Here is a 15803-nt window from a genome sequence, read left to right as displayed (position 1 = left end):
AATATATTTGTGTTTTTACTAGATTGTTTTCAATTCATTAACGATTTTTTCAAACTCATTAAGTCGTTTTTCAAAAGTATTAAATGCGTCTTTTAAGTAATTGGCCTTTGTCATATCGACACCGGCACGTTTCATTATCTCTGTTGGATAATCTGAAGAGCCAGCCTTTAAGAAATTAATATAAGCGGTACGTTCTTTGTCAGTACCATGAACAACATTATTTGCGAGAGCTGTAGCAGCAGCAAAGCCTGTTGCATATTGGTAAACATAAAAGTTGTAATAGAAATGAGGAATACGGGCCCATTCTTTAGCAATCTCTCCGCCCGGTTCTACACTATCACCGTAATATTTTTGGTTTAAATTGCCGTAAAATTCATCAAGAACATCGGCAGTTAATGGTTGACCATTTGCGTCGGCTTCATGAATAAACTGCTCAAATTCTGCAAATTGTGTTTGACGGAAGAGTGTACCCTTAAATGAATCAAGATAGTGATTCAAAACAAATGCGCGTGTTTTAGGATCGGTAATTTTATCTAAGAAGTATTCAGTTAAAATATTTTCATTAGTTGTTGATGCAATTTCAGCAACAAAAATTGGGTAGTCTCCATATACATATGGTTGAGTATTTCTTGTATACCAGGAATGTACTGAGTGTCCAGTTTCATGAACTAGAGTATATAGAGAATCAAGATTATCCTCCCAATTTAATAATTCATATGGATCAGTATCATAGGAACCACCGGAATAAGCGCCTGTTACCTTATTTTGGCTTTCAACCACATCAATCACACGATTATTAAAGATGTAATCAACATGTTCGAGGTAATCTTTTCCTAATGGCGCTAAGGCTCGTCTAGCCTCATTTTTTGCTTCTTCAAAGTTATAAGAAAGACTAGGCTTACCGGTTAATGGAACATACATATCATACATTTGTAGATCAGAAAGACCTAAAATCTTTTTTCTTAAACCAACGTAGCGATGAAGTAAGTTGAGGTGACTATTTACCTCTTTAACCAATGTATCGTAAACAGCTGTTGGTACGCCATTTTCACTTAAAGCAGCCTCTCGAGCTGAATTGTATTTATGTACTTGAGCATTAAAATTGTGGGCTTTTACTTCACCTGATAAAGTTGAAGCGAGACTATTTTCAAACTGGCCATAGCTTGCATACATAACATCAAATGCATTTTTGCGAACGTTTCTATCTTGTGACTGAATTAGAAGTGAATATAAGCCATCAGATAATTGGACCATCTCTCCGTCTTCATCTTGAACATACCCGTATTCCATATCAGAATTAGTTAAAACATTGAAAGTATTAGCGGAAGTTCCCATTGCATCTCCAGCAGCGGCAATAATTTTTTCTTCGCTTGCTGGTAAAGTATGAGGACGTTTCTTAGTAATTTGTTCAAGTCGATGTTGATACTCTTTTAAACGAGGTTCATCTTGCATAAATTTAGCAAGTGTCTCTCCTGGGATAGATAAAATTTCAGGATCGACAAAGGAGATAGCGGCGCTCATTTGGTTAGCTAAGCTTTGAGCTTTAGCAACAAGGCCTAGATAATGAGTATTACTAGTATCAACGTCGCTTGACATAGTAGCATAAACGTACACTTTTTCTAAACGACGATTTACAGATAAAATTTCTGTAATTCCTTCATATAAATCTTGACCAGATTTAACAAGATTTCCCTTAAATCTATCTAAATTTTTAATTTCGGTTGCGACCTGATTATATTCTTGTTCCCATTCCTGATCGTCTTTAAAAATACGACTAAGATCCCATTTGAGATCATCAGATACTTCATTTCTTGTTGGAAGAGCCATACCTTTTCCCTCTTTCTACCATATAATTTTTATTAATCATCATTATAGAACATTATTTCGCTTGCTAAAAAATAAAATTTTTTTAATAATGAATTTAATGCGCTTAACTAAGTAATTTTGTATTATGAAAAGGCAAGCTGATTTTCAGAGGAGTTAAAAATTAATGAGACCTGAGGAACCCAAAAGACCACGCCAAAAACTAAGAAGAAATAATGTGTTTGCGGCGAGTAAAAAAGATTATAAAAATGGAAATAGTTTTGCTCGTTTGGTAGGTCTCTTATCAATTTTACTTGTTTGTGGAAGCGTAGCTTACTTTGCTCATGCATATTTCTCAGCTATGAGTTCAGTTCAACAAGCTTATCGAGGAACAGGAAAAACATCGCAATTGATTTCTCAGAAAAAGCCAATTTCAATTCTAATTCTTGGCGTCGATCAAGGAATTGAAGGCAGGCATGACCGGGGAAATTCCGATACGATGATCTTAGCCACTATGAATCCAGGGAAAAAAGAAGCAACAATGACCTCAATTCCCAGAGACTTGTTAGCCGATATCAAAGGTGATGGAAGCGGGGAAGGGAAGTACTACATGTTCCGGGTCAATTCGGCTTATCAAGTTGGTGGCAGTAAAGGAGCAACTCGCACAGTAAAAGCACTTTTAAATACACCAGTTAACTACTACATGGAAGTTAATATGAAGGCTCTAGAAAGTATGGTAGAAGCTTTAGGTGGAGTAGATGTTAATGTTCCATTTACTTTTACTTATCACACGCATTTTAAGAAGGGGAAGCAGCACTTAAATGGTAAAGAGGCCTTAGACTATGTGCGGATGCGTAAAGAAGATCCAAAAGGTGACTATGGTCGACAAATGAGACAAAGACAAGTGATTAACGACATTGTACGTAAAGGGATGTCAGTTAATTCAATCACTAACTATCGTAAGATTCTTAAGGTCTTTGCCAAGTATGTTAAAACTAATCTGACCTTTGATGATATGCTTTCAATTGCAATGAATTATCGCGGATGTACTCAGAATATTAAGAGTGGCTATATTCAAGGACATAATGTTTGGATTGGAGCGGCAGCAATGCAAGTAGCCTCTACAAAGGAACTACAACGTGTATCAGATTTAGTTCGTTCTAGTTTAGGATTAAAACAAGAAAAACTCCATAATCAAGAAACAAGACAAAATAGTCTGCAGCAAGGTTTAAATTGGAATGATCCAGAAGACTTTAGAAATTATGTAATTTATGATAAAGATTCTGACACTATTCCATGGGATGGTAATTAAGAAAAAAGCAGCTAGCGAAATGCTAACTGCTTTTTTTAGTATATCTGTTGATGATTCTATCTTAGTGATTTTAGTCCGTAACTGCAACTGTTGTTTGTAAAGTTTTAGTTACCTAATTTAGAATTTGGGTTTTCTTGATTAATTCTTTTTTCTTCAAACTTGATATCGGCTAACTTATTTTCCTTTTCTTCTTTTATTTGATCTTCTTTGAACTTTTTACTTAGGAGAGTTGGTTTAATGGTATTTTCAACTAAGCCTTTAGACACATTAAAATTGGTATCTTGATCAGCTGCTTGAGAAGTAGTAACTGAATTAGTTAGAAAGCCAAAGCCTAATAATACAATAAGTGCTGTTGAAATTCCTTTTTTGTGTGTCAAAGTATTTTACTCCTTTTAAGTTTAAATTTAATAATAATTAAATGGTAATCATGTTACACTAGTGATATTTAAAAAGTCGTTTTTAATTTACTTAACAAACTGTATTATAGAAGAGGATTATTGCAGTAAAATAAAGCGAAATTTACATTTTTTTACAAAAACTTCAATTACGTAAATTTAATGTAATATTTGAAAGATCAGTGTAATAAAAAGGATGATGAAAAATGAAGCAAACTAAGTATTTTCCAGTTATTTATGGGGTAATATCTGCCCTTATTGCATTTATTGCAGTGTTTTTTATTGCACAGAGAACCTTCCATCTTTCTGTATCGATGGCTATTTTAAGTGCTGGAATTTTTGCGGCTTTCTTTTATGTTCTATCATATTTTAGAGGACATGCTTCTTATGAAATTAAGGCAATTGTAGCTAAATATCATTTAACAGATGAAGAACTTGCAAAAATAACCGGGATGAAGGCTAGTGATTTTCCGATCTATCACAATAAGCTTCAATTAATTATCCCTAAAAGACAATGGCCAAAAGTCTTAAATGCGCTTCAAGAGTATGATCGGCAGTGCCAATTATCAAATGAAAAAGAGAGAAAATAATGAGTTTACTAACAGTTAAAAATTTAAGTCAGACATTTATTGATAAAACTTTATACGAAGACGCAAACTTTGTTTTAAATAAAGAAGACCATATGGGCGTAACCGGGCAAAACGGAGTTGGTAAATCAACTTTAATTAAAATTTTGACCGGTGAAATCACGCAAGATGATGGGGAAGTTAAGTGGCAAAATAAAATTCATGTTGGGTACTTAGATCAGTATGCCAAACTTGAAGAAGGTTTAGAGCTAAAACAATTTTTGCAGACTGCCTTTAGTGATCTTTTTGAAAAAGAAAAAGAATTAAATGAACTCTATGTGAGATATGGTGAAAATGGGGATGAAGCTCTCTTAGAAAAGGCAGGTAAGATTCAGACTTTACTTGAAGAAAAAGAATTTTACGATATTGATACCAAAATTGATCGTGTAGCGACAGGGTTAGGATTAGCGGATTTGGGTTATAGCCGGGATGTATCAAAACTTTCTGGTGGACAAAGATCTAAATTGATCTTAGCTAAGCTGCTTTTACAAAATCCAGACGTACTGGTTTTAGATGAGCCGACAAACTACTTAGATGTTAATCATATTGACTGGCTTGCTGATTATTTGAATAATTTTGAGGGAGCTTTTATCGTCGTTTCGCACGATTATGACTTTTTAGGTCGAATTACTAATTGTATTATTGACATTGATTTTGGAACTATTACACGCTATACAGGTGATTTAAAGCATGCGCTTCGTCAAAAAGAAGCTGACCGAGAAAGCTATTTAAAGGCCTATGCTAACCAGCAGAGAAAAATTCAAAAGACTGAAGCATATATTAGAAAAAATAAGGCTGGCTCTAGATCTAAAAGTGCTAAATCGCGGGAAAAACAGCTAGCGAAGATGGAAATTTTAACGCCACCGCAAAATAATAAAAAGGCCCATGTCCTTTTTCCTTATGTTGATACCGCATCAAACTTACTCTTGCAAACTCAAGATTTAGTAATTGGATATGATCAGGCCTTAGTAAAATCAGCATTTAACTTTTCTGTTGGAAATGGAGAAAAGGTAGCTGTAACAGGTTTTAATGGAATCGGAAAAACTACCCTGCTAAAGACCTTACTAGGAAAATTAAAACCAATTTATGGCAGTTTTGAATTATCTTCAACAGCTAAGCTTGCTTATTTTCAACAAGATTTAGCTTGGCCTAATAAAAATATGACGCCATTGCAATATTTGCAGGAAGAATTTCCACGTTTGCGTCCTAGAGAATTACGACAAGCCTTAGCGAGAATGGGATTAACTGCGCAGCAGGCCATGAGCCCTTTAAAAGAACTTTCTGGTGGAGAACAAGAGAAGGTTAAACTAGCTAAGATGCAGTTTGAACCATCTAATTTACTATTCCTGGATGAGCCAACAAATCACTTAGATATTGCTACAAAAGATTCTTTAAGAAAGGCAATTGTTGAATTTAATGGTGGAGTAATTATTGTTAGCCACGAAAGAGATTTCTTTAGAGGAAATTGGGTGGATAAGACGATTGATATTGAAAAAATGAATAATGAATAACATTTAGAGGAATGAAATGGATAAAGAGCGTGTAAGCCAAGATTATGCTGCTGAGGTTTTAGATACCTGCTTAAAAGCTGGGAGACTAATGATTGAAGGCGGCAGTGAAACTTATCGAGTTGAAGATACGATGATGAGAATAGCGCGTAATGCCGGAATTACTGGTGCAAGATGTTTTACGACTCCAACTGGAATTTTTATGAGTTTGGGTGAATACTCTTATACTCAGGTTACACAAGTTAAAAAAAGAAATATTAACTTAGAATTAGTAGATCGAGTTAATGAATTATCACGCGAATTTGCGGCTAAAGAAATAACATTAAAAGAATTACAAGAGCGTTTAAAGCAAGTTTCCATTTCGATTCCAGATTTTCCTATATGGCTTCAAATTATTGGAGCGGCTATTTTAAGCCCTACTTTAATGGTCTTGTTTATGGATGATTATGACTGGATTGATTTTCCGGCAGCTGCTGTAATCGGCGGAGTATCTTATGCTCTTTATTTAGCTATTAAGCGCTATACTAGTATTCGCTTCTTAGCTGAGATGGTAACTGCAATATTTATGGGAGTTATTACTATTTTGACGTGTAAAATCTTCCCTAAGCTTGTAGTTGATAATATTTTGATTGGTTCCTTGATGACCTTAGTACCGGGAGTTGCAATAACTAACGCATTGCGTGATTTATTTGGTGGCGATTTATTGTCCGGAATGGCTCGAACAACTGAGGCAGTTCTAACAGCAATTGCTTTAGGTGGCGGAATTGGTATTGCAATTAAGTTACTGTGGGGTGTGATGTAATGCCTTTTTGGTTAGAAATAATTATTAATATAGTATTTGCGTGGCTTGCAGCTGTTGGATTTGGGTTAATTATTAACGTCCCGCACCGCGCTTTAGTTTTATGCGGCATTAGCGGAAGTGCAGGTTGGATTCTATACTGGTTGGCAAATCGAATTGGTGTTGGTCGATTGGGGTCTAATCTTTTAGGGGCACTCTGTGTTGGAATTCTAGGTCTGGTATTTGCTCGTATTAAAAAGTGTCCGGTAACCGTTTTTAATATTCCAGGTGTAGTTCCCCTAGTTCCTGGTGTGCCCGCTTATCAGGCAGTGCGTGCTATGGTAGAAGGTCAATTATCTGATTCAGAAAATCTGATCCTACGGGTAGCAATTGTCACGATAGCAATAGCGATGGGCTTTATGCTTGCACAGTTAATTGGAGAAATCTTTTTCAAGAAGCGTCAAAATAGAAAAAATAATAAGAATTTGGTATAATATTAAATGCGACGAGTCGAGGAAAACGCGAGATGCGTTCTTTGACAGAGATCATCTAGACTTGCGAAGTCAAAGCACGGGAAGTGCTGATGATGGGCTACTTTGGCTGTGAAACAAAGACCCTGACATACTTTTGTATGTTTCTCGCAAAAAAGACTAGCTTTCTTTTGAAAGTTAGTCTTTTTTAGTACTACAATGTCCTTGAAAGTAACTTAATGAGGTAAAAACTTATGAAAATATCTATTCATCATATTGTAACTCAAAAGGTCGGTAATTCAGCTGGCTTTTCACTACCTGCTTCTTTTAAAGTAAAGGTAGGAACTGAGTATGCAATTCATCAGAAAGCTGATGGAAGTTTGATCTTAATACCGAAAATTTCTAATCCTTATACCTCCGATGCTAAATTTGAAGATGTACCAGGACCAGAAAGGGAAGCTTGGGAAAATATGGCTATGGAGGAATTACGTCGTGACGATGAATAAATTTAAACAGGGAGATATTGTGTGGGCGAATTTTTCACCGTCAGTTGGACAAGAAATGAAGGGAAAACATCCTGCGGTAGTAGTATCGTCTAATTCATATAATGAAAAGACTAATTACCTAATGGTTTGTCCAATTACATCCCACGGCAACCATTTCCCTACCTACTTGGACTTATTCGGATATCATATTCATGGTCGTGTAAATGCAGCTCAAATTCAAACTTTTTCTAGAATGAGATTGCTAGATGAAAAACCAGCAGATCATCTTAGGCCAGAAGATATGCTTAAAGTAATGGAATTACTTATTTTTGCTCTGCAACTTGATTAGACGAGTAGTTGATTTTTGTAGTTGCATGAAAAAGATTTATTGAGTATCTTAGTAATGAAAAAGGATACACAAAGGAATTTTTATCGTGAAAATTAAACAAGAAGAAATAACTAAAAAAATTGAAGAACAAGATTATCTTCAAGATCTTGAGACAATTAAATATAGCGAAATAACCAAGACAAAATTAAAAAATATTGCAACTAAAATGATTAATGAAGCTGTGCAGGCTTTTAAACATGACTCCCTCATTCAAACGCAGCTGGCCATTAGTGGAAGAAGACCAATGACTTTTGCCCTTGAAAGTAATATCATTAATCTTCCATTTGCTAACTACAAAAAAATTAGTAATTTTTGTAATAATGAAGATGAATATGAAGTAAATATTTATTTTGAAACTATTTCAGAGTATGTAAATGTTTCTCACTTCCGAATCGATATTCTGGGGTCAAGTGATGAAATTGTAGCTGATCCAGAAAAGTATAGTGCATTACTAGTAAAAGCAATTGAAGAAAAAATTGAAGTAATTCGCAACTATCAAAAACCCGAAACAAAAACTAAGAAAACAAAATAAGGAGCTAGCCTTTATGCTAACTCCTTATTTTGTTATTTCACGCATTTTTAGGATGGGATGGGCATTAGTGTAAAAGAAAAAATCCTCAATCATTGCACTTTCCATCAGACCAGTGGTCAAAATTGGATCTAGAGTCTCAACATTTTCTGGATATTTTGGCTCTTGTCCTAAATTCATAAGAGCTTTATTTAATGTGTAATGAATATAATGCTCTACCTTATCTTCAAGATCAGTATTCTGATACAAGAGTTTAATATGGCTAAGCTCATTGTCATATAAATTATCACATAGATCATATACCCAATCATGCACTTTGTTCTGTTCTTTCTTAGAAAGTTTGAAAAAATCTCTCCGAAACTTAATTCCGGTATAAATGCCATTTAAAGTTGTAATTCTAAGGGCATATTTAATCAATTCTGCCGTCCTTGGTAATTTATGTTGTCCGAATAAATATAACGGGCCAAAAAATGATGAATGATAAAGGCCAGTTGATAGAAAAACGTGAGCAGCTTTTTTCTGAATAGCATTTCCTGATTGATATACTGTATTTAGAAGTTTCATCTTTTTTTGTAGATAAGGATTTTGGTTTGCCCATTCATATGCATCTTCTTGTTTTTTAGAATCAGAAAATTCAGCTAATACATAGCTATAGGCCTTATTATTAATTGATTCTAGATATTGAAGTGCATTATATACAGCAACTTCTTCAGAATTTTCAGCATCTTTTTTTATTTCGGATAGAGCTACTTTCATTTGGAGGGTAGAAGAGAGCGTTAAAGAGCCAAAACCGTGCAAAATCACAGTTTGTTCATTTTTAGGGAGATGAAGAAACTCTTTCTGATCTTTATAAATTGGAACACGACGAGGTTCGTAAATAATATCATTTAATCTCGCCCAAGCAGAATGATCTACTTGCTCTTCTACAGTGTTCCAGTTGTTTGCTTTATAATAAGGTTTTTTATTCATTTTTCTGCCTGAAGTCACTTAAGAAACTAATATTGCTAAGAGCTGGATTTTGAATTGGTAAATCTTTTTGTGCACCTTTTTCGTTTTTTCGAGCTTCCATAACAATTTGACGAACATTTTTGACGTCAGTCGAATTGCCACTAAGTTCTAGTAAGTAAAGAATAGGAACATGTAATGTAACCGAGATCTTTTTTGCTGTTTGACCAAAAAGATCGTTAAAGTTACGATTACCACATCCAATTAATCCTAAAAGATTTTTTTTATTATCTTTATATGTTAAAAAATCAACAACGGAATCAAACATAAAGTCTTGATATGAAGGTAAAATCAAAATGTATTTATCATTCATTTGATATTGAGGATTAGCATCCTCAATTCGATGTGCATCAAGCCCCGTTTTATCTATGAACCGTTGCGTTTGTCCTGTAATTGTATAAAAAGCTATTTTTACCATAGTTTTGCCTATCGTTATATACCAAAACTACCTTCTACATATTCAATTGTCACGATTTTTAAAGTTAAAGTCAAATCAAAAAAAGTTTTAAAAACGCCACTAAGTACCGTATACTTAACTTAGAGAAAATGGAGGGTCCCTTATGACACTTGGATGGAATATTTTAGGTATTTTGGTCTGGTTAATTCTGGTTTTATATTTAATTTTTATTGTACAAAATATTCGAAAACGTCACTTAATAATGATTGTTAAAGATCGCAAACGCTTTGAATGGAAAACTACCTTGTTAGATATTTTAGAAGTGTTAGTTCTTTTATGCGGTGCGATTTATATGTTTAGCATTACTTTATTTTACAATCCTGATTTAGAAAATAAACAGGTTTTATCTAGTAAAATTGAATATCAACCATTAATTTTAACAGCGGGCAATAAACGCTCATACTATGTCACCGCTAAATCTGACAATAAAAAAACTCCAATTCAGACATATACTTTTTATAGTAACGGAAACAGAGTAACTGTTACGAGTAATTATGCTACAATTTCTGACGGAAAAAATCCAATGTCTGTTCAAGCGGGAGCTATTCCTTATTCATCTAAGCAATTAGTTCAAGCAGATGCACGCTACCAAAATGCATATGTAGCAACTTATACAGCTACGTATAAGAAAAACTGGCAGAATGGCTTAAGAATGCATGCTGGTAAGATAGCAGCTAGGTACTATTTAATTAGAGTACCTGACCGTACTTTTGTAAGAGAATTAAAATAATAAAGATAATTTAGCAATAAAAAGACCTTATTTCGATGAATACAATTCGAAATAAGGTCTTTTGTTTAGTTATTTGGAAGATATTTCTGAATAACGACTATAGTGAATATTTTGCAATAAAAATCCTAAGATAAATGCCATTACTAAAGTTGCTGATAAGTATTCAAGTACATTACCTGCATAAAAAGCAGCAAACAAGATAAATCCTCCTGATAGTAATAGCGAAGAGTTTAAAAAGGATCTTACTTTTTTATTGAACAGCCAATAAAAGATTCCATAGCCTAGAACAAATAAGTAAATAACGTCTAAGAGGATGACTCCTAATATTCCCATTGAATAACATTGTGCTAAAAAGTCTCGCTCTAGTGGGGCAATATTATTTTCACGGCTAAAAGAAATACCAAACAATTTATTTGATTTGTTTTTATCAGTTTTCATGACGCGGCTTAAGATATCTTTTTCTAGATGTCGATAATTTAGGCGTTCATTTGCTGGTCTTTTCATCACTTCAAGCCAGTAGTATGGATCATTTTGATAAGTGTAATGCTCCAATACTAGATCATGTTTTAAAGAATAGACCCAGTAATTTTTTTTGATAAATTCTTTTAGATATTCTTCTTGTTTTTTGCCCTTATATCTTTTCAGTCCAGCATTAAGTTCTTGGTCAAGCTTCTTCTTGTCACCAATATGACTTCTCTTTTGAGCTACACTACTTTCAAGTGAAGATCGTCTGAGAGTTGGACTATAAGAGAAAATAGCAGCCGAGGCAGTTAGTATACAAATTAATGTAATTAAGAATTTGGCTGAAAATTTAGTATTCTTCAAAATTAAGCTGTGGATTAAGAAGACTAATAAAAATACCACTAAGCTAATAATCAGTCCGAAATTTCCAACTTTTGTTCCAAGCATTAACATTGCTAATGCTTGAGCACTAACTAAAACTATATTCAAAATATTAAATTCTTTATAAAGAATATAGAGCATAATAGGCATGATCATGAACAAAATAGCCGATAAAGTATTAGCTTGAAAGAAAATTCCTTTAGAAGCTAAGGCATTAAAAGGATAATCTGTTTGAGTAAACCAAGAAAAAATATTAGCACTAATTCTTTTAGCTTCAGTAGTATGGTATGAAGTTAATGAGAAAAGAAATAGATTCGAGATAACAATTGTTAATGAATATATGCCTGAAATACCTTGAATTACCCGGAAAAAGTATTTAGCCTTAAAGTCGCTATATGAAGTAATATAAATAACAATCGGTGGTAGACAAGCTCTCACTAGATAAAAAATTTCAACTTTTGGTGAATAATGGAAGCCTGTTGCATCCACACCAGTAAAATTTCTTACCGAAATTAGATGAAAGATTGAGTATAAGATTAAAACGCCAATATAAGCTATAATCCACCATTGTTTTCTGAATCTTTGCCAATTATTTTTGATACTAAAGAATAAAATAATAGCAATAAAAACTCCTAAAACTCTCAAAATAGTAGGTATTGAAAATTTTAGAAGTGGTGGTCTAGATAACCAATAAATATCTAAAAATGGCTGAATTAAAATAAACCAAAATAAGAATGTTTGAAGCCGTTTTTTCATATGATTTTAGGTTCCTTTAATAAAACAAAAAATTATTTAGGCTTTATTTTGATTCTTTATCCTTTTTATCAGGTTCAACTTTAGAAATCTTTACATCATTTGTTGCAGCAGTCTTTCCACGTGCAGGTGATTTTACCTTCTTCAAGCTCTTGAAGTTAATGACCATTTTATTGTTTAATTCATTAACTGAAGATTCATCTTCTGGATCATATGAAGTAATAGCTAGCAAAGCAGAATTTTCATAAATTTTTTCTACTTTTCCTTGAAAAGGATGCTTAAGTTCTTCCTCAGAAGTAGCGGCTAAAATTTGACCAATTTTTACATCAGCTTTTTTCATTTAAAAAACTCCCTTTTCTGTACAGAAATGTTTTACAATAGTGAAATACTATTATATATAATAGTCGATTTCAAGCGGGAGAGTAATATTTTGCAAAGAATTATCATAATTGCGGGACCAAGTGGAGTAGGAAAGACAACAGTCTCAAAATACTTAACGGAAAAATATAATATTCCGCGTGTAGTAACACATACTACTAGGCCAATTAGACAAGGAGAAATTCCGGGGAAGTCATATTATTTTGAAACTGATGAGAGTTTTAAAAAATTTCATTTTTTTGAACATGTAAAATATGGGGAATATCAATATGGATCCAGTAAAGAAGCTTTAGAAAAAGCCTGGGCAAAGAATGACTTGGTTTCTTTAATTGTTGAGACTGACGGAGTTAAGTCCTATTTAGAAAAATTAGGAAAGCAAGCATATTTTATTTATTTAACTGTTTCAGATTTTTCAGTTCTAAAAAAGCGATTATTAGGACGCGGAGATAAAGCTAGTGAAATTGATAAGAGATTAAATAGTTTTGAATTTAAGCGTGATTTACATTTGTCAGATGAACTTGCTAAAAAAGCACATGTATTAAATAATGACAACTGGGAAAAGACAGCTAAAGAACTAGATAAGATCGTAAAAAAGCTGGAAAATAAATAGATTTTGAATATGGAAAAGGCTGATAATAAGCTAAATGTAACGACAATGATTTAGCTTTGTAACAGGGCTGTAATATTTATGCCCTACAATAGCCCTTGTCAATTAAAAAAAGAGACACATAGTATAACTTTTTAGTTAATTAATGACGGCTATGTTGATAATTAAGAAAATGAATTTTATGGAGGAATAACCCTTGACTATCAAATCTAAAGTAATCAAATTTACAACTGCTGCTTCATTCGCTGTTGCAGGTATCGCAACTTTAAGTGCAGCTAAATTAAACTCATTATCTTTTAACGGTACTGCTCAAGCTTCTACTCTTCAAGCACCTGCAAAAGAAATTGGTGTCGTAAAGGTAAACTCTAAGACTGGTGAAAGTGTTGCTGTTTGGAACAGCTACGAAGATGGTAAGCAACAAACTGGTAAGTACTTACCACACCAATCAAGCTGGAAGACATACAAGAAAGTTAAGACTGTTAAGGGTGAAACTTGGTACAACTTAGGTGGAAACCAATGGATTTCATCTGACAATGTTGAAGAAGAAGCTCCAATCGCATTTACTGCTGATTTATCTGCAGTTGCTACTGCTGTAAGTCAAGTCCCAGCAGCAAACGTTAACAACGCACAACAAGTAACTTCTCCAGTAGCACAACCTGCACAACAAGCAGCTACTACAACTGCTAACACTGCATCTGTTGCAACTACTACACCTGTACAAACTAATACTGCAGCACCTGTACAACAAGCAACTGCTTCAGTAGCACAACCTGCACAACAAACTGCAACTACTACTGTTTCAGCTAAAACTAACTACGTACAAACTAATACTGCAGCAACTACTAAGCAAGTATCTACTGCTTCGACTCAATCAAACACTACTTACACTGCACCTGCACAAAACAACACTGCTGCTAAGCCTGCACAACAACAAGCTCAACCAACTCAACAAGCTTCAAGTCAAGCAGCAACTACTCAAACTGCTAAGCCACAAGTTTCAACTCAATCAAACAGCAGTACTGCACAAACTGTAGTTAGCGCAGCACAATCACAAATTGGTAAGCCTTACGTATGGGGTGCAACTGGTCCTAACGCATACGACTGCTCTGGTTTAGTTCAATACGCATACAGCCAAGCTGGTAAGAACGTTGGACGTACTACTTACCAACAAGCTGGTGCAGGTCAACACATTTCTGTTAGCCAAGCACAAGCTGGTGACATCTTAATGTGGGGTGACTACCACGATGCTATTTACGTAGGTAACAACCAATACGTACACGCACCACAACCAGGTCAAAACGTAACTCAAGCTTCTATTTCAAGTTACTTCATGCCAGATTACGCAATTCGTGTAAACTAATTAATTGAAATAAAGATAGTTATTTTAGAAGGTTAATCAGAAGATTAACCTTCTTTTTTATGATATAATTAAAAGAACTTTTTTAAGGAAATAGGTATTTTTAATGAATAATAAAAACGAAGAAAAAAATACCCTTCCCACAAATAACTATCGTAAGTGGCTAATAGGTATTTTAATTGGCTTAATAATAATTTTAATAGGTTGGTTAATTTTTGGTCATATTCAGTCTAAAAGAAATGCTGAAGCAGAAAAATTTAATTCTACCCACTTTAATCCGAATGTTGTAATTTATGATATTCCTGTCGGAAAGCTAACGGTCAAAAAGGCTACTGCAAAAATAAATGAAAAAGCAAAAAATGATGCGATTTTAGAGGGAGATAAAGTCGTATTGAAGAAGACCGGTAATAAAGTAATTACGAGTAAAGAAGTTCAATCATATTTTGAAACTCAACATACTCGCTACCCTAGCCGAAAGAAATGGAATTTTCAAAATGATGCCTTATTAAAAGCAAAGGATAAATTAAATCAGATTAAAGATCGTCAAGTAAAATATACTGTAAATGGCAAATCTTTCGTATTTAAAAGGGCAGAAGTATTTCCAAATGTATCATATAGAAATAATAAGTATGTATTTTTAGATACAAAAATTCTAGAAGATAAAATTAACAGCATTAACAAAGAAGTATCTACTCTTCACAAATCTTATGACTTCAAGCTTCCAAACGGTCAAGTTACGAAGGTTAAAAATGAAAGCTATGGCTGGGCTATTAATGAAAAGAAATTATTAGCTGGTATTGAGAATGCATTAGCTAATGATGTTCAAACACTTAATGGAAAGAATTATATCTATGGGGAAGGTTTTAGTACCTATGGAACTGGTTATGGTTTAAGCAATAATGGAATTGGTAATAATTATGTTGTTGTTTCTTTAACTGATCAAAAGATGTGGGTCTATAAGAATGGCAAATGTGTATTAACATTAGATACAATTGTTACTGGTACAGTGGAGACTAAGCTTGCTCATAAGAACCTAGAAACACCTACCGGAGTTTGGTATATTCACTATAAAGAATCTCCAAGTGTTTTAAAGGGAACAAATGATGATGGTTCGAAATACTCGGTTGATGTTAAATACTGGATGCCGTTTACCTTAACAGGTTGCGGCTTCCATGATAATAGTTGGCGAAAGAATTGGTCAAAAACAGCGTATTTAAATGATGGTTCTTATGGATGTGTTAACTTAAGACCAAGTGATGCTCCCAAAGTTTGGGATAATGTAGAGAAAAACGAAGCTGTAATTATTTATAAATAATATGAAAAAGTGTCTGGGAAAAAACTAATTCCTAAGACATGAAAAAAGAACGATGATTTCCTTT

The 15803-nt window shown here is 33.8% G+C and carries 18 protein-coding genes; 12 read left to right on the top strand and 6 right to left on the bottom strand.

Going from position 1 to position 15803, the window contains the following annotated elements:
• Positions 1-18: 18 nt before the first annotated feature.
• The gene (gene pepF, locus CP370_RS03655) at positions 19-1827 is read right to left on the bottom strand and encodes an oligoendopeptidase F (RefSeq protein WP_087712620.1); all 1809 of its coding nucleotides are present in this window, start codon (positions 1825-1827) and stop codon (positions 19-21) included.
• 163 nt (positions 1828-1990) lie between these two features.
• Here pepF and CP370_RS03650 point away from each other — a divergent pair, with 163 nt between their 5' ends.
• Positions 1991-3115, top strand: coding sequence for an LCP family protein (locus CP370_RS03650; RefSeq protein WP_087712621.1), 1125 nt, complete (start codon positions 1991-1993; stop codon positions 3113-3115).
• Between the two features lie 104 nt (positions 3116-3219).
• Here CP370_RS03650 and CP370_RS03645 read toward each other — a convergent pair whose 3' ends face one another.
• Complete coding sequence (locus tag CP370_RS03645; RefSeq protein WP_087712622.1) at positions 3220-3492, bottom strand: hypothetical protein; 273 nt, start codon at positions 3490-3492, stop codon at positions 3220-3222.
• A gap of 224 nt (positions 3493-3716) precedes the next feature.
• Between CP370_RS03645 and CP370_RS03640 the strand changes: the two genes are divergently transcribed.
• From CP370_RS03640 to CP370_RS03610, 7 genes are all read left to right on the top strand, one after another.
• Entirely contained in the window at positions 3717-4100 is a 384-nt protein-coding gene (locus CP370_RS03640) for a hypothetical protein (protein WP_012846685.1), read from the top strand.
• A complete protein-coding gene (locus tag CP370_RS03635) occupies positions 4100-5647 on the top strand; it encodes an ABC-F family ATP-binding cassette domain-containing protein (protein ID WP_012846684.1) in 1548 nt (515 codons plus the stop codon). The genes CP370_RS03640 and CP370_RS03635 overlap by 1 nt, the downstream gene beginning before the upstream one ends.
• A gap of 16 nt (positions 5648-5663) precedes the next feature.
• On the top strand, positions 5664-6446 hold the full coding sequence (locus CP370_RS03630) for a threonine/serine exporter family protein (protein WP_087712623.1): 783 nt from the start codon (positions 5664-5666) through the stop codon (positions 6444-6446).
• The gene (locus tag CP370_RS03625) at positions 6446-6916 is read left to right on the top strand and encodes a threonine/serine exporter family protein (protein ID WP_087712624.1); all 471 of its coding nucleotides are present in this window, start codon (positions 6446-6448) and stop codon (positions 6914-6916) included. The genes CP370_RS03630 and CP370_RS03625 overlap by 1 nt, the downstream gene beginning before the upstream one ends.
• Before the next feature lie 230 nt (positions 6917-7146).
• Positions 7147-7398, top strand: a complete 252-nt coding sequence (mazE, locus tag CP370_RS03620) for a type II toxin-antitoxin system PemI/MazE family antitoxin (RefSeq protein ID WP_012846681.1) — start codon at positions 7147-7149, stop codon at positions 7396-7398.
• Positions 7391-7726 (top strand): type II toxin-antitoxin system PemK/MazF family toxin, encoded by a 336-nt coding sequence (locus tag CP370_RS03615; protein WP_223658502.1) that lies wholly within the window; start codon positions 7391-7393, stop codon positions 7724-7726. The genes mazE and CP370_RS03615 overlap by 8 nt, the downstream gene beginning before the upstream one ends.
• Positions 7727-7811: 85 nt before the next feature.
• A complete protein-coding gene (locus tag CP370_RS03610) occupies positions 7812-8297 on the top strand; it encodes a hypothetical protein (RefSeq protein ID WP_004896558.1) in 486 nt (161 codons plus the stop codon).
• 24 nt (positions 8298-8321) lie between these two features.
• Here CP370_RS03610 and CP370_RS03605 read toward each other — a convergent pair whose 3' ends face one another.
• Together CP370_RS03605 and nrdI are read right to left on the bottom strand one after the other, a co-directional pair.
• Complete coding sequence (locus tag CP370_RS03605; protein ID WP_087712626.1) at positions 8322-9263, bottom strand: ribonucleotide-diphosphate reductase subunit beta; 942 nt, start codon at positions 9261-9263, stop codon at positions 8322-8324.
• On the bottom strand, positions 9256-9717 hold the full coding sequence (gene nrdI / locus CP370_RS03600; protein ID WP_087712627.1) for a class Ib ribonucleoside-diphosphate reductase assembly flavoprotein NrdI: 462 nt from the start codon (positions 9715-9717) through the stop codon (positions 9256-9258). The genes CP370_RS03605 and nrdI overlap by 8 nt, the downstream gene beginning before the upstream one ends.
• Positions 9718-9859: 142 nt before the next feature.
• On the opposite strand from nrdI, the gene CP370_RS03595 reads away from it, so the two are divergent.
• Positions 9860-10486, top strand: a complete 627-nt coding sequence (locus CP370_RS03595) for an LVIS_2131 family protein (protein WP_087285318.1) — start codon at positions 9860-9862, stop codon at positions 10484-10486.
• A 69-nt stretch (positions 10487-10555) separates the two neighbouring features.
• On the opposite strand, the gene CP370_RS03590 is transcribed toward CP370_RS03595, so the two are convergent.
• Both CP370_RS03590 and CP370_RS03585 read right to left on the bottom strand, forming a co-directional pair.
• Entirely contained in the window at positions 10556-12085 is a 1530-nt protein-coding gene (locus tag CP370_RS03590; protein WP_087712628.1) for an O-antigen ligase family protein, read from the bottom strand.
• Positions 12086-12128: 43 nt separating this feature from the next.
• Complete coding sequence (locus tag CP370_RS03585; RefSeq protein ID WP_004896564.1) at positions 12129-12422, bottom strand: hypothetical protein; 294 nt, start codon at positions 12420-12422, stop codon at positions 12129-12131.
• Between the two features lie 90 nt (positions 12423-12512).
• On the opposite strand from CP370_RS03585, the gene CP370_RS03580 reads away from it, so the two are divergent.
• The 3 genes from CP370_RS03580 (at position 12513) to CP370_RS03570 (ending at position 15739) form a co-directional block, all read left to right on the top strand.
• The gene (locus CP370_RS03580; protein WP_087712629.1) at positions 12513-13070 is read left to right on the top strand and encodes a guanylate kinase; all 558 of its coding nucleotides are present in this window, start codon (positions 12513-12515) and stop codon (positions 13068-13070) included.
• A gap of 193 nt (positions 13071-13263) precedes the next feature.
• Positions 13264-14427, top strand: coding sequence for a C40 family peptidase (locus CP370_RS03575; protein ID WP_087712630.1), 1164 nt, complete (start codon positions 13264-13266; stop codon positions 14425-14427).
• A gap of 103 nt (positions 14428-14530) precedes the next feature.
• The gene (locus CP370_RS03570; protein ID WP_087712631.1) at positions 14531-15739 is read left to right on the top strand and encodes a L,D-transpeptidase/peptidoglycan binding protein; all 1209 of its coding nucleotides are present in this window, start codon (positions 14531-14533) and stop codon (positions 15737-15739) included.
• Positions 15740-15803 lie beyond the last annotated feature (64 nt).

The organism is Lactobacillus sp. UMNPBX19, assembly GCF_002553805.1.
Taxonomy (GTDB): Bacteria; Bacillota; Bacilli; order Lactobacillales; family Lactobacillaceae; genus Lactobacillus.
This window is presented reverse-complemented; position numbering and strand designations above follow the sequence as displayed.